This is a genomic window from Klebsiella sp. K5-204, assembly GCF_030128585.1.
GTDB classification, from domain to species: domain Bacteria; phylum Pseudomonadota; class Gammaproteobacteria; order Enterobacterales; family Enterobacteriaceae; genus Klebsiella; species Klebsiella quasipneumoniae.
On sequence record NZ_JAKUZS010000005.1, the window covers coordinates 386,754 to 410,954 of the forward strand.

General features: G+C 62.9%; 19 protein-coding genes. 14 read left to right on the plus strand and 5 right to left on the minus strand.

All coding sequences use genetic code 11. The annotated features are described in order from the left end of the window. Positions 1–16: 16 nt before the first annotated feature. Positions 17–265: a DUF1158 domain-containing protein gene (locus MKR05_RS15735; protein WP_002893037.1), complete on the minus strand. Its 249-nt coding sequence runs from the start codon at positions 263–265 to the stop codon at positions 17–19. Between the two features lie 501 nt (positions 266–766). Between MKR05_RS15735 and MKR05_RS15740 the strand changes: the two genes are divergently transcribed. The 3 genes from MKR05_RS15740 to MKR05_RS15750 are packed head-to-tail and all read left to right on the plus strand — an operon-like array spanning position 767 to position 7,728. Continuing rightward, positions 767–3,490, plus strand: coding sequence for a cation-transporting P-type ATPase (locus MKR05_RS15740; RefSeq protein ID WP_023288734.1), 2,724 nt, complete (start codon positions 767–769; stop codon positions 3,488–3,490). A gap of 52 nt (positions 3,491–3,542) precedes the next feature. Further along, entirely contained in the window at positions 3,543–4,622 is a 1,080-nt protein-coding gene (locus MKR05_RS15745) for an efflux RND transporter periplasmic adaptor subunit (RefSeq protein ID WP_284118304.1), read from the plus strand. A gap of 13 nt (positions 4,623–4,635) precedes the next feature. Next, positions 4,636–7,728: an efflux RND transporter permease subunit gene (locus tag MKR05_RS15750; protein WP_180264171.1), complete on the plus strand. Its 3,093-nt coding sequence runs from the start codon at positions 4,636–4,638 to the stop codon at positions 7,726–7,728. Positions 7,729–7,971: 243 nt separating this feature from the next. Here the strand turns inward: MKR05_RS15750 and MKR05_RS15755 are convergent, their stop codons facing one another. Both MKR05_RS15755 and MKR05_RS15760 read right to left on the minus strand, forming a co-directional pair. After that, positions 7,972–8,691, minus strand: coding sequence for a phosphodiester glycosidase family protein (locus MKR05_RS15755; RefSeq protein ID WP_023288737.1), 720 nt, complete (start codon positions 8,689–8,691; stop codon positions 7,972–7,974). 47 nt (positions 8,692–8,738) lie between these two features. Further along, complete coding sequence (locus tag MKR05_RS15760) at positions 8,739–9,854, minus strand: YbdK family carboxylate-amine ligase (RefSeq protein WP_284118306.1); 1,116 nt, start codon at positions 9,852–9,854, stop codon at positions 8,739–8,741. 326 nt (positions 9,855–10,180) lie between these two features. Here MKR05_RS15760 and MKR05_RS15765 point away from each other — a divergent pair, with 326 nt between their 5' ends. The 6 genes from MKR05_RS15765 (at position 10,181) to MKR05_RS15790 (ending at position 17,123) form a co-directional block, all read left to right on the plus strand. After that, complete coding sequence (locus MKR05_RS15765; protein ID WP_284118308.1) at positions 10,181–11,848, plus strand: ABC transporter substrate-binding protein; 1,668 nt, start codon at positions 10,181–10,183, stop codon at positions 11,846–11,848. 18 nt (positions 11,849–11,866) lie between these two features. After that, positions 11,867–12,820, plus strand: a complete 954-nt coding sequence (locus MKR05_RS15770; RefSeq protein ID WP_023288740.1) for an ABC transporter permease — start codon at positions 11,867–11,869, stop codon at positions 12,818–12,820. A 2-nt stretch (positions 12,821–12,822) separates the two neighbouring features. Beyond that, positions 12,823–13,716, plus strand: a complete 894-nt coding sequence (locus tag MKR05_RS15775; RefSeq protein WP_023288741.1) for an ABC transporter permease — start codon at positions 12,823–12,825, stop codon at positions 13,714–13,716. A 3-nt stretch (positions 13,717–13,719) separates the two neighbouring features. After that, positions 13,720–14,757 carry an ABC transporter ATP-binding protein gene (locus tag MKR05_RS15780; protein ID WP_023288742.1) on the plus strand — a complete coding sequence of 346 codons (1,038 nt, stop codon included), beginning with the start codon at positions 13,720–13,722 and terminating at the stop codon, positions 14,755–14,757. Continuing rightward, positions 14,747–15,757, plus strand: coding sequence for an ABC transporter ATP-binding protein (locus MKR05_RS15785; RefSeq protein ID WP_284118311.1), 1,011 nt, complete (start codon positions 14,747–14,749; stop codon positions 15,755–15,757). The genes MKR05_RS15780 and MKR05_RS15785 overlap by 11 nt, the downstream gene beginning before the upstream one ends. A gap of 97 nt (positions 15,758–15,854) precedes the next feature. Next, positions 15,855–17,123, plus strand: a complete 1,269-nt coding sequence (locus MKR05_RS15790) for a Zn-dependent hydrolase (protein WP_050533017.1) — start codon at positions 15,855–15,857, stop codon at positions 17,121–17,123. A 34-nt stretch (positions 17,124–17,157) separates the two neighbouring features. On the opposite strand, the gene MKR05_RS15795 is transcribed toward MKR05_RS15790, so the two are convergent. Then, positions 17,158–18,066 (minus strand): DMT family transporter, encoded by a 909-nt coding sequence (locus tag MKR05_RS15795; RefSeq protein ID WP_032429109.1) that lies wholly within the window; start codon positions 18,064–18,066, stop codon positions 17,158–17,160. Positions 18,067–18,190: 124 nt separating this feature from the next. Here MKR05_RS15795 and MKR05_RS15800 point away from each other — a divergent pair, with 124 nt between their 5' ends. After that, positions 18,191–19,525: a PLP-dependent aminotransferase family protein gene (locus MKR05_RS15800; protein ID WP_284118313.1), complete on the plus strand. Its 1,335-nt coding sequence runs from the start codon at positions 18,191–18,193 to the stop codon at positions 19,523–19,525. Here MKR05_RS15800 and MKR05_RS15805 read toward each other — a convergent pair. Beyond that, positions 19,522–20,985 (minus strand): PLP-dependent aminotransferase family protein, encoded by a 1,464-nt coding sequence (locus MKR05_RS15805; RefSeq protein WP_023288747.1) that lies wholly within the window; start codon positions 20,983–20,985, stop codon positions 19,522–19,524. The genes MKR05_RS15800 and MKR05_RS15805 overlap by 4 nt on opposite strands. 240 nt (positions 20,986–21,225) lie before the next feature. On the opposite strand from MKR05_RS15805, the gene MKR05_RS15810 reads away from it, so the two are divergent. The 4 genes from MKR05_RS15810 to MKR05_RS15825 are packed head-to-tail and all read left to right on the plus strand — an operon-like array spanning position 21,226 to position 24,200. Next, the gene (locus MKR05_RS15810) at positions 21,226–22,077 is read left to right on the plus strand and encodes a transporter substrate-binding domain-containing protein (protein WP_284118315.1); all 852 of its coding nucleotides are present in this window, start codon (positions 21,226–21,228) and stop codon (positions 22,075–22,077) included. 47 nt (positions 22,078–22,124) lie between these two features. Beyond that, complete coding sequence (locus tag MKR05_RS15815; protein WP_002893187.1) at positions 22,125–22,766, plus strand: amino acid ABC transporter permease; 642 nt, start codon at positions 22,125–22,127, stop codon at positions 22,764–22,766. 14 nt (positions 22,767–22,780) lie between these two features. After that, positions 22,781–23,446: an amino acid ABC transporter permease gene (locus MKR05_RS15820; RefSeq protein WP_048296980.1), complete on the plus strand. Its 666-nt coding sequence runs from the start codon at positions 22,781–22,783 to the stop codon at positions 23,444–23,446. Further along, complete coding sequence (locus MKR05_RS15825; protein WP_032455037.1) at positions 23,439–24,200, plus strand: amino acid ABC transporter ATP-binding protein; 762 nt, start codon at positions 23,439–23,441, stop codon at positions 24,198–24,200. Before MKR05_RS15820 ends, MKR05_RS15825 begins: the two co-directional genes overlap by 8 nt. Position 24,201 lies beyond the last annotated feature (1 nt).

Here is a 24,201-nt window from a genome sequence, read left to right on the forward strand (position 1 = left end):
GCGCGCCCTTCCTGATTTAGCGTTCGAGGGAAAACCAGCGACGCCACACCCAGCGCAGCACCAGATACTCAATGGCGCCCAGCGCCAGGAACCACAGACAAAACAGCACGGTATAAAGCTGGTTGAGATCCATCATATGGAATGTCTCAACCAGCTTTTGCGCCAGCGTCAGGCCCAGCGACGGCGCGGGCAACAGCAGACAAGAGAGCAGGGCCAGCAGTAAGATCCCGGCGGCGGAGAGGAGCGTTTCCAGCGGATGTTTCATGTCATGTTAATCATCAGTTAAAAAACATATTGTCCGGCAAAATAACACCTAACGCAATATGCTTTGTATTTTACTCGCCTTAATGCGCCTCTGTTTAATATTATTGCCTGCCTTTTATTCTCATGTTAATTAATCTGAAATAATTTGTAATTAAATTAAAACCCGTTGCTTGTAAATTAACGTCATTATTATGCCAGCGCTTTTACAAAACTATAAGTGCTATACCCCACCAGCGTAGCAGCGATGATGGCCAGCAGGATGTACAGCGCCAGACGGCGTCCGCGGTAGATTCCAAACATATTTGACCTCGTTTAGTTTTGGTTTATTAATATTCTGTAATAGTTGGTTCGTGGAATTAACTTACCACATATTTTTTATTTTGCGAAAAATTTAGGCTTGTAATGGTTCACATTTTTATCGGCTTTTTCGCCACCTTTTATTGCATTGGCCAGGAATGATTTCAGGCTTTCCGACTCACGGAATTTATAAGGAAAATGTAATTTGACCAAGATGAATAACCCAAAGTTTACGACGCCCTCGGGCGACACCGCGCCACGGCAGGTCTGGCAGCAGACCGTTGACGCAGTGCTGGCGCAAACCAAAAGCCAGGCCGCTGGGTTAAGTTCCGCAGACGCCGCCGAGCGCCTGAATACCTGCGGGCCGAACGCGCTGCCGGAAAAGAAGGGAAAACCGGCCTGGCTGCGCTTTCTCGCCCACTTTAACGACGTACTGATTTATGTGCTGCTGGCCGCCGCGGCGCTGACCGCCATCATGGGGCACTGGGTCGATACCCTGGTGATCCTTGGCGTGACGGTGATTAACGCCCTGATCGGCCATATCCAGGAGAGCAACGCCGAAAAATCCCTGCAGGGGATCCGCAACATGCTCTCCAGCGATGCCCGCGTCCAGCGTAACGGCAAACATGAGACTATCCCGACGCGCGACCTGGTGCCGGGGGATATCGTTATCCTGCGCGCCGGCGACCGCGTGCCGGCGGACATGCGGCTGATTGAAACGCACAACCTGCGGGTGGAAGAGGCGATCCTCACCGGCGAGTCGACGGTGGTGGATAAAATCACCGACGCGCTGGAGGGCGACCTGCCGCTGGGCGACCGGGTGAACATGGTCTTCTCCGGGACCACCGTCAGCGCCGGCGGCGGCGTCGGCGTGGTGACCGCCACCGGCGCGCAGACCGAACTCGGCCATATCAACCAGATGATGGCGGGCATTGAGAAGCACCGCACCCCGCTGCTGGTGCAGATGGATAAGCTCGGCAAAGCGATTTTCGTCATTATCCTCGCCATGATGGTGGCGCTGTTTATTTTCAGCCTCGCGTTGCGGGATATCCCGATGGGCGAACTGCTGCTGTCGCTGATTAGCCTGGCGGTGGCTGCGGTACCGGAGGGACTGCCGGCGATCATCTCGATTATTCTGTCGCTCGGCGTGCAGACGATGGCGCGCAAGCGGGCGATTATCCGTAAGCTGCCGACCGTGGAAACCCTTGGCGCCATGACCGTGGTCTGCTCGGATAAAACCGGCACCCTGACGATGAACGAAATGACCGTCAAGGCGATCATCACCGCCGACTGCTGCTACCGGGTGGAAGGCGACAGCTATGAGCCGCAGGGGCGGATCTTCCTTGAGGGGAGCGATGAGCCCGTGCAGGTTCAGCCGGGTACCGTGCTGGAGACCTGGCTGCGCACCATCGACCTGTGCAACGACAGCCAGCTTACCCAGGATGAGCGCGGCCTGTGGGGGATCACCGGCGGGCCAACCGAAGGGGCGCTGAAGGTGCTGGCGGCGAAAGCGCAGCTCCCGGCGGTGGAGGCCCGTCTGGTGGCCAAGATCCCTTTTGACTCGCAGTACAAATATATGTCCACGCTGCAGCACATCGATGGCGACGCCCGGGTGCTGATCACCGGTGCGCCGGACGTCATCTTCGCCATGTGCCGCGAGCAGATGACCCGCCAGGGCGCGGTGCCCTTCGAGGCGCAGTACTGGGAAGAGGAGATGGCGCGCTTCGCCCGTCAGGGGCTGCGCATGGTGGCGGCGGCCTGTAAGCCGGCCAGCGTTGATGCCACCACGCTGAACCATGAGGACCTGCAGGAGGGACTGATTTTCCTCGGCATCGCCGGGATGATGGATCCCCCGCGTCCGGAAGCGATTGACGCTATCCACGCCTGCCAGACCGCCGGCATCCGCGTGAAGATGATCACCGGCGACCACCCGCAGACGGCGATGAGCATCGGCCAGATGCTGGGGATCACCAACAGCAGCCAGGCCATGACCGGCTACCAGCTGGAGCACATGGACGATGCGGCGCTGGCGAAGGCGGCGGTGGAGTACGACATCTTTGCCCGCACCAGCCCGGAGCATAAGCTGCGCCTGGTGAAAGCCCTGCAGGATAACGGCGAAGTGGTCGGCATGACCGGCGACGGCGTCAACGACGCGCCGGCGCTGCGCCAGGCCGACGTGGGTATCGCCATGGGCATCAAAGGCACTGAAGTCACCAAAGAGGCGGCTGACATGGTGTTGACCGATGATAACTTCGCCACCATCGCCAGCTCGGTGAAAGAGGGCCGTCGGGTCTATGACAACCTGAAGAAGACCATCCTCTTCATCATGCCGACCAACCTGGCGCAGGGGCTGCTGATCATCATCGCCCTGCTGGCGGGGAACATGATTCCGCTGACCCCGGTGCTGATCCTGTGGATGAACATGGCGACGTCGGCGACGCTCTCCTTCGGCCTGGCCTTTGAGGCCGCGGAGCGCAACGTGATGAACCGCCCGCCGCGTAAAACCGGCCAGCACGTGATGGATGGTTTCGCCGTGTGGCGGGTGGCTTTCGTCGGGTCGATGATCGCGATCGCCGCCTTTATCCTTGAGGCCTGGCTGGCGCCGCGCGGCCACAGTCCGGAGTTTATCCGCACCGTGCTGCTGCAGATGCTGGTGACGGCGCAGTGGGTCTACATGATCAACTGCCGCAGCAGCGACAGCTTCTCCCTGAGCATGGGCCTGCTGCGCAATAAAGGCATCTGGCTGGTGACCGGTGTCCTGCTGCTGATGCAGCTGGTGATTATCTATGTCCCGCTGATGCAGAGCATGTTTGGCACGGAAGCGCTGCCGCTGCGCTACTGGTTTGTCACCCTGGTCATCGGCATCGCCATGTTCCTGGTGGTGGAAGTCGAGAAGCGTCTGACGCGCCGGTTCCGCAAAACGGCCTGATCGATCTCGCGCGCCTGGCTGCAGGCGCGCGTTACTTTCGCAAGGATCCTCTATGATTAACACCTTTCGCTTTGCGCTGCTGGCCTGCGTCCTGGGCGGCAGCGCCCTGACGGCGACCGCCGCGCCGGCGGTGCCGGTCCGCGTCGCCACGGTAGAACGGGCTCCTCACGCTGAAGAACGCGCCATCCCCGGGCGGGTCGAGGCGATCCGCGCCGTCGACATTCGCGCGCGCACCGAAGGGGTGATTGTTCAGCGCCACTTCCAGGACGGGCAGTATGTGACCGAGGGCGACCTGCTGTTTACCCTCGACGACGCGCAGCCCCGCGCGGCGCTGGCCCTGGCGCAGGCCGAGCTGAAAAGCGCCGAAGCCTCGCTACGCCAGTCGCAGCAGCTGCTCACTCGCTATGAGCGGCTCATCAACAACCACTCCATCAGCCGCAACGACCTCGACACGGCCCGGATGCAGCGCGACGTCGCCGCCGCCGCCGTGCAGCAGGCGAAAGCCCGCGTCGAGGCTCAGCAGATTGTGCTCGGTTATACCCGGATTGCGGCGCCGGGGACCGGGCGGGTGGGCCACAGCGCCTTTCACGTCGGGACGCTGGTCAACCCGTCCAGCGGGGTGCTGGCGGACATCGTGCAGCTCGATCCGGTACGGGTGTCGTTTGCCCTCGACGAAGCCGCGTTTTTCAGCAAAACCGGCCAGCATGCCGACATCCACGCCCTGAAGCAGGCATGGCTGGCGCAAATTGACGTGGATGGCAAACGGCGCGACGGCGTGTTGACCTCCATCGATAACCGGATCGACGCCCGCACCGGCAGCGTGGCGGTGCGGGCGGAGTTTGCCAATCCGCAGCACCGTCTGCTGCCGGGCGGCAGCGTGACGATCCTGTTCCGTCCGCAAGCGCTGTCGTCGCGGGTGATGATCCCGGCTGCCGCCGTGCAGCAGGATCCGCAGGGCTTTTTCAGCTGGGTGCTGAAGCCGGACCACACCGCCGGGCAGCGTCGTCTGACCCTTGCGGGGCAACAGGGGCAGCAGTTTGCGGTCGAGAAAGGGCTGCAGGCGGGCGAGCAGGTGATCACTGACGGCGCGCAGCGGCTGCGCGAAGGCGCCGCGGTGCAGGTGCTGAACTAGCTAAGGAGAGGGGATGCTGACCTTTTTTATCCGTCGTCCGCGATTTGCGATGGTGATCGCGCTACTGCTGACCTTTGTCGGCGCGGTATCGCTGAAGCTGATCCCGGTGGAGCAATACCCGGCGATCACGCCCCCGGTGGTGAACGTCACCGCCAGCTGGCCGGGCGCCAGCGCGTCAGACGTGGCGGAGGCCATCGCCGCCCCGCTGGAGACCCAGCTCAACGGCGTCGATCATATGCTGTATATGGAGTCCACCAGCTCGGACGAGGGGACGTACCGCCTGAGTATCACCTTCGCGGCAGGCACCGATGCCGATCTGGCGGCGATCGACGTGCAAAACCGGGTGGCGCAGGCGCTGGCGCAGCTTCCGGCGGAAGTGCAGCAGAATGGCGTCCAGGTGCGCAAGCGCGCCAGCAACCTGCTGATGGGGGTAAGCCTTTACTCGCCGCTGGGCACGCTGTCGCCGCTGTTTGTCAGCAATTACGCCAGCACCCAGGTGCGCGAGGCGCTGGCCCGCCTGCCCGGCGTCGGCGAGGTGCAGATGTTTGGCGCCCGGGATTACAGCATGCGCATCTGGCTGCGCCCGGACCGCATGAACGCCCTTAACATCACTACGGATGACGTTGCCCAGGCGCTGCGCGAGCAGAATGTGCAGGGGGCGGCGGGGCAGGTGGGCACCCCACCGGTGTTCAACGGCCAGCAGCAGACGCTGACCATCAACGGACTGGGGCGTCTGAACGAGGCGGCCAGCTTTGGCGAGATTATCCTCCGCCGCGGCGCGCAGGGGCAGCTGGTGCGCCTCGCCGACGTGGCGACCATCGAGCTGGGCGCCCGCAGCTACAGCTCCGGCGCGCAGCTGAACGGTAAAGCGTCGGCCTATCTGGGGATCTATCCGACGCCTACCGCCAACGCCCTGCAGGTCGCCAGCGCGGTGCGCGCGGAGCTTAACCGCCTGCACACTCGCTTTCCGGCGGATCTCACCTGGGAGGTGAAGTTCGATACCACCCGCTTTGTGGCGGCGACGATCAAAGAGATCGGCGTCTCGCTGGCGCTGACCCTGCTGGCGGTGGTGGTGGTGGTGTCGCTGTTCCTGCAGAGCTGGCGGGCGACGCTGATCGTGGCCCTGGCGATCCCGGTGTCACTGATCGGCACCTTTGCGGTGCTCTATCTGCTGGGCTACAGCGCCAACACCCTCAGCCTGTTCGCGATTATTCTTGCCCTGACGATGGTGGTGGATGACGCCATTGTGGTGGTGGAGAATGTCGAAACCAAAATGGCGGAAGGACTGGATCGCCTGCAGGCCACCGCCCAGGCGCTGCGGCAGATCGCCGGGCCGGTGATCGCCACGACCCTGGTGCTGTTGGCGGTGTTTGTGCCGGTGGCGCTGCTCCCGGGGATCGTCGGCGAGCTGTATCGGCAGTTTGCCGTGACGCTCTCCACCGCGGTGGCCCTGTCGAGCCTGGTGGCGTTAACCCTGACCCCGGCCCTCTGCGCGCTGCTGCTGCGCCCGCGACCCGCCCGGCCGGCGGCAGTGTGGCGGGCGTTTAACCGTCTTCTCGACGGCACCCGCGACGGCTATGGCCGGCTGGTGGGGTGGATGAACCGCCGCCCGTGGCTGGCGCTGGCGGCGACGGTGGCGGCGGGCGCGCTGGTGGCGTTCAGCTTCACCTCGATGCCGAAAGGCTTCCTGCCGCAGGAAGATCAGGGCTACCTGTTTGCCAGTGTGCAGCTGCCGGAGGCGGCGTCGCTGGAGCGCACCGAAGCGGTGATGGCCCAGGCGCGCAAGCTGCTGACGGCTAACCCGGCGGTGGAGGATGTGATTCAGGTGTCCGGCTTTAACATTCTCAACGGCACCAGCGCCGCTAACGGCGGGTTTATCTCGGTGATGCTCAAGGACTGGCATCAGCGGCCGCCGCTGGATACGGTGATGGCGGATATTCAGCGCCAGCTGCTGTCGCTGCCGGAGGCGACGATCATGACCTTCGCGCCGCCGACCCTGCCGGGCCTGGGCAATGCCTCGGGGTTTGATCTGCGCATTCTGGCGCAGGCCGGTCAGTCGTCGGCGGAGCTGGAGCAGGTGACGCGGGAGATCCTTCAGCTGGCGAACCAGCATCCGCAGCTGAGCCGGGTATTTACCACCTGGAGCAGCAACGTGCCGCAGCTGACCCTGACGGTCGACCGCGATCGGGCGGCGCTGCTGGATGTGCCGGTGGCGCAGATCTTCAGCAGCCTGCAGACGGCGTTCGGCGGCACGCGCGCCGGCGATTTCAGTCTTAACAACCGTGTCTATCATGTGGTGATGCAAAATGAGATGCAGTGGCGCGAGCGGGCTGAGCAGATTAGCGAGCTGTACGTCCGCAGCCGCGACGGCGAGCGGGTGCGGCTGAGCAATCTGGTCACCATTACGCCGACGGTGGGGGCGCCGTTTATTCAGCTGTACAACCAGTTCCCGTCCGTGTCGGTGAGCGGTTCAGCGGCCGAGGGGGTCAGCAGCCGCACGGCGATGGCGGCCATGGAGCAGATTTTGCAGGCCCATCTGCCGCCGGGGTATGACTACGCCTGGAGCGGGATCTCCTGGCAGGAGCAGCAGACCGGCAATCAGGCGGTGTGGATCGTGCTGGCGGCGGTGGCGATGGCGTGGCTGTTCCTGGTGGCGCAGTATGAAAGCTGGACGCTGCCGGCGAGCGTCATGCTCTCGGTGCTGTTCGCCATCGGCGGAGCGCTGGTCTGGCTGTGGACGGCGGGCTATGCCAACGATGTGTATGTCCAGATAGGGCTGGTGCTGCTGATCGCCCTGGCGGCGAAGAATGCGATTCTGATCGTTGAGTTCGCCCGCAGCCGGCGCGAGGAGGGGCTGTCGATAGTCGACGCCGCGCGCGAGGGCGCCACCCGCCGCTTCCGCGCGGTGATGATGACCGCGGTGTCGTTTATTATCGGCATCATGCCGATGATGCTCGCCACCGGCGCCGGGGCGCAGAGCCGGCGGATCATCGGCACCACGGTGTTCAGCGGGATGCTGGTGGCGACGATGGTTGGCATCCTGTTTATTCCTTCGCTGTATGTGCTGTTTCAGCGTATGCGCGAGTGGGCGCATCGGCGGGGGTAAGCGCGGCGCCACAACGACGACCGGGCGATCCCCTCTTCTCTGGGGGAGAGCCGGGGTCAGGGGGAATCGGCCCCGCTGCACGCCCGTAGTTTTCAGGGGCCATACCATAGCGAGCAGACTTTGTAGGCCCGGTAAGCGCAGCGCCACCGGGCAAGGACATCGGGCACGGCGGCAATCCCTTGCCCGGCCTGTCGTTAATTTATTCACTCTCCTGGCTGGAATGGCCGCCCCCAAACGCGCCCGCTATTTCCTCTCCACCGTTATCATGGTCACGAACGGATGATACTGCCACGGCACGCTGCCGCCTTTGCGGTACATCTTCGACAGGGTGCCGTCGAGATAAAGCATCTGCCGCACCCCGAGCTTTGACTGCGCATAGCAGGCAAAATCATAGAAGTTGGTCTCGCGCTCGCTGAGCATAAACACCACCCGGCCCTGCTTATCGATGCCAACGCCGTTGCGCAGTTTGCGCGAACTGGCGGAGGGCTTCAGTCGCCAGTTGATAGCGCCATTTTCAATCAGCATCGGGCCGGACTGCACCGCATAGCGGATGGCGGGAGAGCGTTTAAACGCCGGCAGCGGCACGATTTTCGCCCGGCCGTTCTCCACCAGGAATACGCCGCCGGGGCGGATAAAGAAGTTCCCGCCGCCGGCGGAGCGGTTTACCGGCGTCAGGCGCTTGCCGTCTTCGATATACAGCCCCAGCGGCGCGTAGGCCTTATCGTAAATGCCGCCGTTCATCGCCATCTGCACCCGGCCATCGCCATCGATACCCGCCAGCAGCGAACGCAGGGAACCCCAGGCTTTGCCGTGCCGATCCTGCCAGTACATCGCAATGCGCTCTTTCTGCGCATCCACCCGATAGCTCTGCAGGGTCAGCGTCGGGTCGGTGAGGGTACAGGCGGCGCTGGCGAGGGTGGCCAGGGGCAGCAGCGCCAGGGGGAGCAGGCAGCGTAATAACATGGGCGGTCCTTTCTATGGTCTGCGCCGAGTATACCCGCCTCGCTGTCTTATGCCGCCCAAATCTCACAGTGTTTTTGCACCAGCCCGGAAAGCGAACCGCCGTTGGCGATAAACTCGCGCATCTGCTGCGCTTCGCTGTGCGACGATTTCGCCTGGCGAACCACCGCCTCCAGCGCCGCCGTCGCCTTCAGCTGATGGGCGAAAGGGGCCAGCCGGTCGGCGAGCTGCAGGATCTCCTGGCGGATGCTGCGCTGCTCCCCGCCGCGCACATCGGTGAGAGTCCCGTCCAGCCCGTAGCGACAGGCCTGATAGCGGTTAAAAGGGTACAGCAGATAATCGTCAGGCTGGTGCTTAAAAGGACGCTCCGTCAACAGCCAGCAGGCCAGGGTCTGAATAAAGCCGGCGATGTGGATCGCCTGGGCAAGGGTCAGGGGGGTGTCCATCACCCGCACCTCGACGGTCCCAAACTGCGGGCTGGGGCGAATATCCCAGTGCAGATCCTTCATGCTGTCGATCATGCTGGTGTAGCTCAGCTGGCGGAACAGGCGACGAAACCCCTGCCAGTCGGCCACCCACGGCATCGGGCCGTTGTCGGGATAAGAGGAGAAGCGGTTGAGGCGCGAACAGGTGAAGCGGCTGTCGGTGCTGTCGAACCACGGCGAGGCGGCGTTAAGGGCGATGAAATGCGGTACAAAGCGCGACAGGCCGTGCAGCAGATAGATGGCGTCGTCGCCGCTCTGGCAGCCGACGTGCACATGCTGGCCAAAGACCGTCGCCTGCTGCGCCAGATAGCCAAAATGCTCGACGGTTTTGACATAGCGCGGATTGTCGCTGATCTGCTGGCGCTGCCAGGCATGAAAAGGGTGCGAACCGCCGCCGCAGATCTGCAGATGATGATGCAGCGCCGCGCGCTGGACCGCCTGCTGGATGGCGCTGAGCTGGGCTTGCGCATGGCTGATGTCGCGACACACCCCGGTGGCGATCTCCAGCATGCTCTCGGTGATATCGTGCTTGGCTTCTCCCACGGTCAGTTCATGCTGGACGTCGGCAATCAGAGTCGAGGCATCCTGGCTGAGGTCGTAACCCGGCGGGTTCACCACCTGCAGCTCCAGTTCGATACCGAGGGTAAACGGATCGGAGCGGTGAAAATCGGCTAAAGGCATAGTCTCTCCCGGTCGATGTGTTCTCTGAAGTATAGAAGGGATTGTTCCCGGCGGAGAATACGCCGCGGCGGGGGAGGGGGAAGCATAAAAAAGTGACGCGACGTGATTATTTAAATTTTGCGATATAGCGACTGGTGCAATTCTGCAACATATTTCCCGCTGGCGGTGCGGCAGAATAAGGTTGAATTATTTTCCCATAATTATCATGGTGATAATATAAGTCCTTCTTATTTTATCGGTCGGTTTCGGCCTATTTCCGCCCGCACCAGAGCTGGTACGCATTTTGCCTGTTAATCAGTGACACTTTATTTAACAGGGATCATGTGATGCACAAAACGACGTTATTTTCGCGTGCCGGTCGTCTCGCCGTGGCGGTGAGCGGCGCACTGGCCCTGGCGGGCGCCGCCTTACCTGCCAACGCCTCCACGCTGCGGATCGCCATGACCGCCGCGGATATTCCGTTGACCCTCGGCCAGCCGGATCAGGGCTATGAGGGCAACCGCTTTACCGGCATCCCGCTGTACGACGCGCTGGTGGAGTGGGATCTGTCGCAAGGGGAAAAGCCCAGCGGTCTGGTGCCGGGGCTGGCGACCGAGTGGCACATCGATCCGCAGAACACCCGCCGCTGGATTTTCACCCTGCGTCCGGGGGTGAAATTTCATGATGGGAGCGAGGTGAACGCCGACGCCATCGTCTGGAACGTGGATAAGGTGCTCAATAAAGCAGCGCCACAGTACGCCCCGGGTCAGATCGGCAACACCCTGTCGCGGATGCCGACCCTCGCCGGCGCGGAGAAAATTGACGATCACACCGTGGCGCTGACCACCTCGGAACCGGACGCGCTGCTGCCGTACAACATTACCAACCTGTTTATTGTCTCGCCCACGGCGTGGCAGAAGCAGTATGACGCGGTGCCGGCCAGCGCGGGCGATAGCGCCGCGCGCAGCAAACAGGCGTGGACCGCCTTCGCCGCCCATGCGGTGGGCAGCGGCCCGTTCAAACTGGAGAAGCTGGTGCCGCGTCAGCAGCTGATCCTCGCGAAAAACCCCGACTACTGGAATAAAGATCGCATTCCCCGGGTGGATAAGGTGGTGCTGATCCCCTTGCCGGAGGCTAACGCCCGCACCGCGGCGCTGCTGTCGAAGCAGGTGGACTGGATTGAAGCCCCGGCGCCAGACGCCATCGATCAGATCAAGTCTCAGGGTTTTCACCTCTACGCCAACACCCAGCCGCACCTGTGGCCCTGGCAGTTCTCCTTTGAAAAAGGATCCCCGTGGCAGGACATTCGGGTGCGTAAAGCGGCCAACCTGTGTCTGAACCGCGCCGAGCTGAAGAGCTACCTCGGCGGCTATATGACCGAGGCCACCGGGGTCTACGAGGCCGACAGCCCGTGGCATGGCAAACCCACCTTCCAGATCAAATATGACCCGGACGTCGCCCGTCAGCTGATGACCGAGGCCGGATACAGCGCCGGCAAGCCGCTGCACGTCACGGTGGCGACCTCGGCTTCCGGCTCCGGGCAGATGCAGCCCTTGCCGATGAACGAGTATATCCAGCAGAGCCTGAAGAGCTGCTTCTTCAATGTGGATATCAAAGTGGTGGAATGGAACACCCTGTTCACCAACTGGCGTCTGGGCGCCCGGGATCCCTCGGCAAAAGGGATCGACGCGATCAACGTCAGCGCCGCGGTCAACGATCCCTATTTTGGCCTGATCCGCTTCTCCACCGCCAAAGCGTTTCCGCCGGTGGCGACCAACTGGGGCTACTTCTCCACTCCGGAGACGGAAAAACTGGCCGCCGCCGTCAAGCACGCCTTTACCCCGGAAGCGATGAATAAAGCCGCCGGCGAGCTGCACGCCGCGCTGGTGGATCAGGTGCCGTTCCTGTTTGTCGCCCACGACGTCGGGCCGCGCGCGATTTCGCCCGCGGTGACCGGGGTGGTGCAACCGCAGAGCTGGTTTATCGACCTCAGTCTGGTGAGCAAAAAAGAGTAATCGCGAAAGGGGCGACCGATGATCAATACGCTGCTATACCGCATTCTGCTGGCTATCCCCACCATGCTTGGGGTGGCGGTGATCTGTTTCATGCTGGTGCAGATAGCGCCTGGCGACCCGCTGGTGTCGGTAATGCCGCCGGACGCCTCGGAGGCGCTGCGCCAGACGTTGATGCAGGCCTACGGCTTTGATAAGCCGCTGCCCCTGCAGTTTATCCACTGGCTGTGGCGGGCGCTGCACGGCGACCTCGGTATGTCGGTCGCCACCGGCCGCCCGGTGATAGACGAGGTGATGACCGCGGTAAGCTACTCCCTGCGCCTGGCGCTGCTGGCGACGGCGATCGGTTTCGTCCTCGGCAGTCTGTTCGGCTTTGTCGCCGGCTATTTTCGCAACAGCGTCATTGACCGTCTGGCCTCGGTGTTGTCGGTGTTTGGCGTCAGCGTGCCGCACTACTGGCTGGGGATGCTGCTGGTGATCCTCTGCAGCGTCAAGTTCGCGCTGCTGCCGGCCACCGGCGGCGGGCCGATAGGCGAGGTGGGCTGGCAATGGGACTGGGCGCACCTGCAGTTCATGCTGCTGCCGGCCATCACGCTGTCGGTGATCCCGACCGGGATTATCGCCCGCACCGTGCGCTCGCAGGTCGCCGATATCCTCAGCCAGGAGTTCATCGTCGGCCTGCGCGCTCGCGGGCTCAACGAGTCGCGCATCTTTGTCCACGTCATGAAAAATGCCGCGCCAACCGCGCTGGCGGTGATGGGGCTGCAGGTGGGCTATCTGATGGGCGGCTCGATCCTTGTGGAGACCGTCTTCTCCTGGCCGGGAACCGGGCTGCTGCTCAACACCGCCATTTTTCAGCGCGACCTGCCCCTGCTGCAGGGCACCATCTGGGTGCTGGCGCTGTTTTTCGTATTGCTTAACCTGTTGGTGGATATTCTGCAGACCACCCTCGACCCGCGCATTAAGAGGAGCTGACCATGGTGGATACGGCAACGACGAAAGCGGTCCCGGCCGCGCCGGCCAACGCTTCCCGGCAAGGTTACTGGCGCGGCGTGCTGCGCCGCCTGCTGCGCGATCCGGGCGGGGTATTCGTCGGCGCGATCATTCTCGTTCTGCTGGCCCTGGCGCTGTTCGGGCCGTGGCTTATCGTCAAAGACCCCTATCAAACGTCGATGTTCCTGCGCCTGAAGCCCATCGGCAGCGACGGCTTCCCGCTGGGCTCTGATGAGCTGGGGCGCGACATGCTGTCGCGACTGATCCTCGGCACCCGGCTGTCGCTGTTTATGGGGATTGTCCCGGTGGTGTTCGCCTTTTTTATCGGCGGCGCCATCGGGATCATCGCTGGCTACATGGGCGGCAAAATCAATACCCTGATCATGCGCACCGTGGATGTGTTCTATGCCTTTCCCTCGGTCCTGCTGGCGATTGCGCTGTCGGGGGCGCTGGGGGCGGGCATCGGCAATGCGCTGCTGTCGCTGACCCTGGTGTTTGTCCCGCAGGTGGCGCGGATTGCCGAGAGCGTGACCGCCCAGGTACGGCATATGGACTATATCGATGCCGCCCGGGCCACCGGCGCCAGCGCGTTGACCATTATCCGCGTCCAGGTGCTGGGTAACGTGCTCGGGCCGATCTTCGTCTTCTCCACCGGACTGATTTCGGTGTGCATGATCCTCGCCTCCGGCCTGTCGTTTCTCGGCCTCGGCGTGCGGCCGCCGGAGCCCGAGTGGGGGCTGATGCTCAATACGCTGCGCACGGCAATCTATACCCAGCCGTGGGTGGCCGCCCTGCCGGGCCTGATGATTTTTATCACCTCCATTTCGTTCAATATCCTCGCGGACCGCCTGCGTGCGGCAATGGCGATTAAGGAGTAAGCGATGCAACCCTTTACCAATATCGACCTCGGCGGGCCGGCGCAGCCGCTGCTGAAGGTCAATCACCTGCTGAAGTACTTCCGCGGCGGCAAAGGCCGGGAGGTGGTCCAGGCGGTGGACGATATCAGCTTCACGGTGATGAAAGGCGAAACCCTGGGGGTGGTCGGCGAGTCGGGTTGCGGCAAATCGACCACCGCCCGGCTGCTGATGCAGCTGCTCACCCAGGACAGCGGCGAACTGATCTTCGACGGGCTGGGGGTCGGCTCGTCGCGCCTGCCGCTGAAAGCCTACCGTCGCCAGGTGCAGATGGTTTTCCAGGACAGCTATGCCTCGCTCAATCCGCGCCTGACCATGGAGGAGAGCATCGCCTTCGGCCAGCGGGTCCACGGCGTCAGCGCCAGAGAGGCCAGCGAATACGCCCGCTATCTGCTGGCGCACGTTGGCCTTGAGCCGGCGCGCTTTGCCGACCGCTATCCCCATGCGCTCTCCGGCGGCCAGCGGCAGCGGGTGAATATCGCCCGCGCGCTGGCGATGAAGCCGCGGCTGGTGATTCTTGATGAAGCGGTGTCGGCGCTGGATAAATCGGTGGAAGCTCAGGTGCTGCAGCTGCTGCAGGAGCTGAAGCGGACCCTCGAGCTGACCTACGTATTCATCAGCCACGATCTGCACGTGGTGCGCTGGCTGTCGGATCGGATCCTCGTCATGTACCTTGGCGAAGTGGTGGAGATCGGCCCGGCGGAGCAGCTATTTACCGCCTCCGCCCATCCCTATACCCGGGCGCTGTTAAGCTCCATGCCCTCCATGGATCCGCAAAACCGCACCCTGACCTCGCCGCTGAGCGGCGATCCCCCCAGCCCCATCGCGCCGCCGAGCGGCTGCCGCTTTCACACCCGCTGCCCGCACGCGAAGGCGGTCTGCGCCGAGGTGAAACCGCGGCTGGAGGCGGTCGGGGAGGGGCACCAGAGCGCCTGCCTGATGGCGCAGCCGGCCTCGCCCTGGCATCAGCGCATCCCCCTTAAGGAGGTCAGCCATGTCGCATAACGCCTTTGTCCATGTGCGCGACCTGCGGGTCGTCTTTCGCCGCGACGGACAGACCATCAATGCGGTCAACGGGGTCTCCTTTGACGTACAAAAGGGGGAGGTGATGGCGTTGATTGGCGAGTCGGGTTCCGGCAAGAGCGTGACCCTGCGGGCGCTGATGCGTCTGCACCCGCCGGGGAGCAGTGAGCTCTCCGGCACCCTGCGGGTGGGGGACGACGCGGTGCTGACGATGAACGCCAGCCAGCTGCGGCGCTATCGCGGCGGGCGCTGCGCGATGATTTTTCAGGAGCCGCTTCTGGCCTTCGATCCGGTCTACACCGTCGGGCAGCAGATTATAGAAGGGCTGCGCCGCCACGAAGGGCTGTCGCGCCAGGCGGCCCGGGACAGAGCGCTGGAGGCCCTGCGTCAGGTGCGCATTCCCAGCCCCGAACGGCGGCTGGAGGCTTACCCGCACGAGATGTCCGGCGGGATGCGCCAGCGGGCGATGATCGCCCTTGCGCTCTCCTGTAACCCGCAGCTGCTGCTGGCGGATGAGCCGACCACCGCCCTCGACGCCACGGTGCAAATCCAGATCCTGATCCTGCTGCGCGAGCAGCAAAAGCAGCGCGGGCTGTCGATCGTATTTGTGACCCACGATATCGGCGCCGCGGTGGAGATTGCCGACCGGGTGGCGGTGATGTACGCCGGGCGGATCGTTGAGGAGGCCGCCATGAGCGAGATCCTGCGCCACCCGCGCCATCCTTATACCCGGGTGCTGCTGGGCAGCCGGCCGAAAGAGGGGCTCAAGAAAGGCGATGCCCTGCACTGCATTCCCGGCGCGCCGCCGGATCTGGCGCGCTTGCCCCCCGGCTGCGCCTTTGCCGAGCGCTGTCCGCACCGTCGCCCGGTCTGCGAGCAGAGCCTGCCGCCGACGGAGGCCGCAGCGGAGCGCCACAAGGTGAGTTGTCACCGCTGGCGCGAGCTGGCGATTGACGCCCACGCGCAGGCCCTGGCCGTCTGACCGACGGCAACACACTCTACAGATGAAGGCCAGGCGCTGATGCCTTATTTCCCACCGCCGGTTGCGCTGGCGGCGACCTTGATGTCAGGAGACCACCATGAGCAGTGATGTACTTTTTACCCCCGCCACCGACACCACCCGCTGGCGCATCAATGGCGACCGCCTGTGGGCGTCGTTAATGGACCTTGCTCAGATCGGCGCCACGCCGAAGGGCGGCTGCCGCCGTCTGACCCTCACCGACCTCGACCGCCAGGGGCGGGACCGGGTGATTGGCTGGGCGCGGGAGGCCGGGCTGAGCGTCACCATCGATAAAATCGGCAATGTGTTTATGCGCCGGGAAGGGCGCAACCCCAGCCTGCCGCCCATCGTCTCCGGCAGCCATATCGACACCCAGCCCTCCGGCGGCAAATTTGACGGCAACTACGGCGTGCTGGCGGCGCTGGAGGTGGTGCGCACGCTCAACGATCGGCAGATTGCCACCGAGGCGCCGATTGAGGTGGTGTTCTGGACCAACGAAGAGGGGTCGCGCTTCGTGCCGGTGATGATGGGCTCCGGGGTCTTTGCCGGGGTCTTCCCGCTGGAGGAGACCTGGGCCGTCACGGATAAAGAGGGCGTCAGCGTCGGCGAGGCGCTGGCGCAGATCGGCTATATCGGCGAGCAGACCCCGGGAGAGCATCCCATCGGCGCCTATTTTGAGGCGCACATTGAGCAGGGACCGATTCTCGAAGATGAAGCGAAAACCATCGGTATCGTGCAGGGCGTGCTGGGGATCCGCTGGTACGACTGCGTGGTGACCGGCCAGGCGTCGCACGCCGGACCCACGCCGATGCGCCTGCGTCAGGATGCCCTGCAGGTGGCGACCCGCATTATGCAGGAGGTGGTCGCCATTGCCGGGCGCAGCGAAGAGGGACGCGGCACCGTCGGCAGCGTGCAGGTGTGGCCCAACAGTCGCAACGTGGTGCCCGGGGAGGTCACCTTCTCCATTGATATGCGCAATCTCAGCGATGCGCTGGTGGATGAAATGGATCGCCAGCTGCGGGCGTTTATCGCGGAGGTTGAGCGGGAGAGCGGTCTGCAGGTGGCCCTGAAGCAGGTGAGCCACTATCCGGCGGCGCCGTTCGATGGCGAATGCCAGCAGGCCATTGCCGATGCCGCGCAGCGGCTGGGCTACCCGGCGCGACCGATTGTCTCCGGCGCCGGGCATGACGCCGTGTATATGAGCTACCTGGCGCCGACTGGGATGATTTTTATTCCCTGCAAGGACGGGATCAGCCATAACGAAATGGAGTATGCCTCGCCGGAGCACGTCGCCGCCGGGGCCAACGTGCTCCTGCAGGTGATGCTCCAGTACGCCCGGCCGGTGTAGGCGCTCCTCCTCCCCGGCGGGGCGACGCGTCAGGTCAGGCGCGGCTCCCGCTCCCTGCGCCAACCCGCTGGCGGCCAAATTTGCGCGAGCCCACCACGCACAGCACCACCCCGAGGGTGACCGCCAGCATCAAGGGGCTAACGGTTTCGTGCAACAGCGCCGCCGACAGACCAAGCCCAAAGAACGGCTGCAATAGCTGGAGCTGGCCGACGGCGGCGATCCCGCCCGCGGCCAGCCCTTTGTACCAGAAGATAAAACCAATCAGCATGCTGAAGAGCGACACATAGCCCAGCGCGGCCCAGGAGGAGGTCGATATGGCGCGCCAGGAGGCGGGCTGAACCATCAGCGAGGCGGGGAGCATCAACGGCAGGGCTATCACCAGCGCCCAGCAGATCACCTGCCAGCCGCCGAGCTCCCGGGTCAGCTTTGCCCCTTCCGCATAGCCGAGGCCGCAGGCGATCACCGCCGCCAGCATCAGCAGATCGCCGCTGAGCGACGCCGCCGCACTTTGCGTCAGGGCGAATCCCATCACCAGCAGGCTGCCCAGCAGCGAAAAGATCCAGAAAGCCCGTCGCGGACGTTCGCCGCCGCGCAGTACGCCGAAGAGGGCGGTCATCAGCGGCAGCAGGCCAATGAACACAATCGAATGCGCCGAGGTGATGCGCTGCAGGGCCAGCGCCGTGAGCAGCGGAAAGCCGATCACCACCCCGGATGAGACGATGATCAGGGGCACAAGCTGCGCCAGGCGCGGGCGTTTCTGACGAAAGCCGACCAGCAGGGCGACGGCAAGCAGCCCGGCGATGGAGGCGCGCAGAAAGGTCAATAACAACGGATCCATATCCTGCACCGCCAGCCGCGTCGCGGGCAGCGAACCGCTAAAAATGATCACCCCCAGTAAACCATGAAGCCATCCGGACCAGGGGCCGGGCGCCGATTTATCCAGTGTTGAATCTACCACGTTAACCTCGCGTTATCTGAATGGGCTGCGCCCGCTTGAGCATCGTCAACGGCGATGGTAATGTGGCCAATCTGATACAATCAAATTATTGTCATAGATACATTTCACGATGAAAGCCCGATACAAAGCCGTTGTCGACCGATACGCGCAGGCGATCCGCAGCGGGCAGCTGCCCGCCGGCACCCGTCTGCCGACGCACCGTACCCTGGCCGCCGAGGAACGCCTCTCGCTGGCCACCGCCACGCGCGTCTACCGTGAACTGGAGGAGATGGGGCTGGTCAGTGGCGAAACCGGGCGCGGCACCTTCGTGCGGGACCTCTCGCTGCCGCCGGGGCATGGGGTCGACCAGCAGGTGGTGGCCGCCGACGTCGTGGATCTTAACTTCAACTACCCTTCGCTGCCGGCGCAGGGCGATGCGCTGCGCGAGGCGCTCAGGCAGCTGGCGATGGCGGGCGATATTGACTCGCATCTGCGCTATCAGCCTCACGCCGGGCGGCTCGCCGAGCGGGAAATCATCGCCCGCCATTTGACCTGCCGGCACTTTGCGCCGGACGCGGAAAATGTCCTGATCGTCAACGGCGCGCAGCACGGGCTGGCGGTGACCGTTATGGGGCTGTTACGTCCGGGAGATGTGGTGGCGGTTGATGCGCTGACCTATTCGGGCTTCAAGGTGCTGGCGGCGCTCTATCATCTGGAGCTGGCGGCGATCCCCTGTCGGGCCGATGGGCCGGACCTGCAGGCGCTTCACACGCTGTGCCAGCAGCGGCGGGTGCGGGCGGTGTATACCATGCCGACGCTGCACAATCCGCTGGGCTGGGTGCTCAACGCCGGGCAGCGGCAGGCGCTGGCCGACCTCGCGCGCCAGCACGATCTGCTGATTATCGAAGATGCCGCCTACGCCCGGCTGGTGAGCCGTCCGCCGCCGCCGGTGGTCAGCTATGCGCCGGAAAGAACGGTGTATATCACCGGATTTTCGAAAAATATCGCCACCGGACTGCGCGTGGGGGTGGTGATTTCTCCGCCGCGCTATCGGCCGGAGATTGAGCGCGCCATCCGGGCCACGACGTGGAATACGCCGACGCTGATAAGCTCGCTGATCTGCGCCTGGATTGAAGATGGCACGGTGGCCCGCTTTGAAACGCAGAAACGACAGGATGCGCGACAGCGGCAGCAGGTGGCCCGCGAGGTGCTCTGCGGCCTTCCCGTCGTGAGTCATCCCGATTCGTACTTTGTCTGGCTGCCGCTGGGCGAAGAGAGCCGGGCCGACCGGCTGGCGAATGCGCTGATGGAACGCCGTATTTCGGTGTCGACCGCCGAGCCGTTCTGCGTCTCCGCCACGATCCCACAGGCGCTGCGCATCGCGCTCGGTTCGGTGCCTTTCGACAGCCTGCGCCCGGCGCTGCTCAACGTGTGCGATGCCGTCGAGTATGAGCAATCCCGCTAACCCATCTGCTCCAGCTGGCCGCGCAGGACTTCCACCCCCCGGGCGATGGCGTCGGGGTTAATGGCGTGGAATCCCATGCGAAAGTAGTTATCCGGCGGCGCGGCGTTGAGAAAATGGCGCGCCCCGGGCTCAATCAGCACGCCGGCGTGGGCGGCGCGCCAGGTAAGCTGCTGGGTGTTGATCTGCGCCGGGGTCTGCAGCCAGAAGGCGTTAGCGTGCTCGCTCCCCGCCAGCGCGCGGCACGACGGCAGGTAGCGCTGCAGGGCGGCGTGCAGGCGCTCCCAGCGCTGGGCGGAGTCGTAGTGGTAGCGCCGCAGATGGGTTTCATAATGGCCCTGGGCGAGGAAGTGGGCCATCTGGTACTGAATGTTGGTCGGCGGATGGCGATAGACCAGCCGGCGCAGAGCGCGCGCCTCGTCGATCAGGTCCGGGTCGGCGACCATAAACCCCAGCCGCAGCCCCGGCGACAGCGCCTTTGACAGGCTGCTGACATACACCACCCGGCCGCTGCGATCGCTGGCCTTCAGCGCCGGCAGCGGGTTTTGGGTAAAGTTACTCTCCGAGTCATAATCATCTTCAATGATCACCGCGTCATGGCGGGCGGCATGCTCCAGCAGCTGGCGGCGGCGCGCGCTGCTCATCGCCACTCCGGTGGGCACCTGGTGGCCGGGGGTGACATAGTAGTAATCGCAGGGACGCTCATTAAGCACGATCCCCTCTTCATCCACCGGGTGCGGCGCCACCTCGGCGTCGGCGAGCAGAAAGGTGTTGATGGCTTCGCGAAAGCAGGGGTTTTCGACGCCAATGCGGGTGGTGGAAGAGAGCAGCAGCCGTGTCAGCAGGTAGAGGGCGTTTTGCGAGCCCAGGGTGATGAGAATTTCGTCCGGGGCGGCGACAATGCCGCGCTTGGGCAGCACCCGGGTGCGGATCTGCTCGATGAGCATCGGCACATCCTGGTCAATATGGTCGACCACCCACGCCGGATCGCGCACCCCGCCGTGCAGCCAGTTGGCCGCCGAGCGCCAGGTGGCCAGCGGGAACTGCCGGGTATCGGGCTGGCCGTAGATAAACGGGTAGCGGTAGTGCATCCAACCCGCCGGTTTGAGGATCGACTCCTGCTGGCTGGGGGTCATCTGCAGCCGGTCGCCCCAGCGTGGTGCAGCCGCTTCGCGCTGCGGTGCACTCTCGACCGCGGGAGGCGAAGCGTCGTGATAGTCGGGATGCAGGTAGTAACCGCTTCGCGGGCGGCTTATCAGATAGCCCTCGTTGACCAGGCTTTCGAACACCAGGGCGGTGGTATTGCGCGAGACGCGCAGCTGGCTGGCCAGCTGGCGGCAGGAGGGCAGCGGGGTGTCGGCGGCGAAGATCCCGCTGAGAATGGCATTCACCAGCGTCTCTCGCACCTGCTCCTGCAAACCGCGGCCAGGCTCAAAATCAACGTGTAACAGGTGACGGATCATACGGGGCTCCTCTGGCAATAACGCATCGCGACCACCCCATAAGCTCAGCAAATTCCATACCACCCTTCCGCCATCTGACACAGCGATGCGGCCCATCTGGCTCTATACGGAATTGCAAAACGCTCCCACATTAAAAACGCATTCAGCCGCCGCGGACCGGAACCTCCCGGCCTCTATTTTGCATAAACCTTTTCGCGTTCTGGAATGAACCCGTCTGGCCCATCCATCAGGGGTGAAATAATGAAAAAATCATTGGCATCAATGTGTCTGAGCGCTGTATTAACGGTTGCTTTTTCTTATCACGCCGTCGCGGCCGATCTGCCGGAAATAGAAAAATCCGGCACCCTGAAAGTGGCGACGGAAGATGATTATGCGCCATTTAACTTTATGAATAATGGTCAGGCCGATGGCTTTAACAAAGATATGCTTGAGGAGTTACGTAAATACGCCAAATTTCATGTCGACCAGAGCATATTACCGTGGACCGGATTATTAGCGGCGGTTTCCACCGGACAATACGATATGGCCTTGACCGGGGCGGTTATTACCGATGAGCGGCTGAAGGTCTTTGATTTCACCCCGCCGTGGGCCTCCGCGCAGCACTATTTCGTCAAACGCGCTGGCGATACCTCGCTAAACACCATTGCCGATCTCAGCGGCAAAAAAGTGGGCGTGCAGGCGGGCAGCGCGCTGCTGGCGCGTTTGCCGGAGCTGAAGGCGATGCTGGAGAAGACCGGCGGCAAGCTGGGGCCGGTGGTGGAGTACCCCTCCTATCCGGAAGCCTACGCCGACCTGGCGAATAAGCGGCTGGATTACGTGATTAACGTGGTGATCTCGGTGAACGACCTGGCGAAAGCCAAACCGAAGGTCTTCGCCAAAGGGCTGGCCGTCTCCGGACCGGGCTATATGGCGTGGCCGATCCCGAAAAACTCGCCGCAGCTGCTGGCCTATATGACCAAGTTTATGAACCACATGAAGGAGACCGGCAAGCTCGCCGAGCTGCAGAAAAAGTGGTTTGGCGAAACCTATGACAACCTGCCCTCCGAGGCGATCACCAGCCCGGAACAGTTTCATAAGCTTGCCGGTCTGTAATGTTCCGCGGCGGGCGACCGCCGCCTGTTGCTGAGAAGGAGGGCCTCATGGATGCAATTTCCTGGCAGTTATTAATCGAAGGCGCATGGACGACCCTCTGGATTTCGGCCATCGCTATCGCCTTCGGGGTGGTGGCGGGGCTGCTGATCGCCCTGGTGCGGATGCTGCGCCTGCCGGTTATCGACCAGCTGCTGGTGGTCTATATCAGCCTGGCCCGCGCGACGCCGCTGGTGACGCTGGTGCTGTTTCTGTTCCTTTCCCTGCCCACGATGGGCATTAACCTCGACAAGAACGTGGCCGCCATCGTGGCGCTGACGCTTAACACCTCGGCGTTTAACGCTGAGATCTGGCGCAACGCCTTCCGCACCTTTCCGCGCGAACAGCGGGAGGCGGCGGAATCGGTGGGAATGCGCCGCTGGACCTACTTCCGCTACATCATGCTGCCGCAGATGTGGATCGAGAGCCTGCCGGCGCTGGTCAATGAGATGTCGTTTTTGATCAAAGGTAGCCCGGCGATCGCCGTGATCGGCGTGGTGGATCTCACCCGGGTGACCAACCGTATCTCCTCGGTCACCTACGAGCCGCTGTCGCCGATCCTCGCCGCCGGCCTGCTGTATGTGGCGATCATCGGCTGTTTATTGAAGCTGCAGGGGATCGCGGAACGGAAAGCCAGGCGCCTGGCGCGCTAGCAACGGGAGGTATTATGAATCAGTGGGGCGTTATCTGGTCGGTACGCGATAGCTTTATTGCCGGGCTATTCGCGACCCTCGAACTGTTTATTACCGCCGCCCTCGCGGCCCTTATTATCGGTATTGCGTTGTGTTATTTTAGCGAATATCAAAAGAAAGTCCTTAACCGGGTTATCATTGGTTTCGTCAGCCTGATGCGCGCGATCCCTTTTTTGATCCTCGCCTATCTGCTGTATTACGGACTGCCGCAGCTCGGTATTAGCATGGAGCCGTGGACCGCCGGTTTACTGGCCCTGATTATTTATCATGGCGCCTATTTCTTTGAAATACTGCGTAGCCAGCGGCGGGTATTTTCCGGCGGGTATATTGAAGCCGCCATTGCTCAGGGCTTTTCTCGCTATGCCATTTTTCGGCGGATTATTTTACCCAATATCGTCTCTTCCGCCTTACCGCTGATCGGCAATCAGCTGATTATCTGCCTGAAGGACACCGCTTTCCTGAGCATTATTACCGTTCAGGAGATCACCGCCGCCGCCAACAGCGTCCAGGCGACCTATTTTATTCCGTTTAACGCCTTTATCGTCGCCATTGGGCTTTACTGGGCGATCAGCATTCTGCTGGAGCTGCTGATTAAGCGCCTGACCGCCTGGGGAGCCAAAAGAGGAATGAGCCATGCCTGAGTCTATTGCCGTAAGCGTCAAAAACGTCTCCAAGCAGTTCGATAATGTGGAAGTCCTGCGGGATATTAACCTGACGGTGGAGAAGGGGACCGTGGTGAGTATTCTCGGCTCGTCCGGGTCGGGAAAATCCACCCTGCTGCGCTGTATGAACTGGCTGGAACAGCCGGACCGCGGCGAAATTCATATCGGCGGTCAGCGGCTGGGGATTGATGAGCAGCGTGGCCGGGCGATGTCGCACCGCCAGCTGGCGAAAATTCGCGAGCGGGTGGGGATGGTCTTTCAGAGTTTTAACCTGTGGCCGCACCTGACCGTGCAGCAGAATGTCAGCGAGGCGCTGCTGCGCGTTAAGGGCATGAAACGAGACGAGGCGCAGGCCATGGCCATGCAGCAGCTGGAGAAAGTCGGCATGGCGCACAAAGCCGATGTCTACCCGATCACCCTCTCCGGCGGGCAGAAGCAGCGGGTGGCGATCGCCCGTTCGCTGGCGATGTCGCCGGAAGTTATCCTTTTTGACGAACCGACCTCGGCGCTGGATCCGGAGCTGGTGAACGAGGTGTTAGGGGTGATGAAAGCCCTTGCTGCCGAGGGCTACACCATGGTGGTGGTGACCCACGAGATGGATTTTGCCCGGCAGGTGTCCAATGAGGTGGTGTTTCTGGAGAAGGGGCTGCTGATTGAGAAGGCGCCGCCGGAGAAGTTTTTCACGCAACCTGACTCCGAACGCGTCAGGCAGTTTCTGCAAAGCAGCCGTTAGA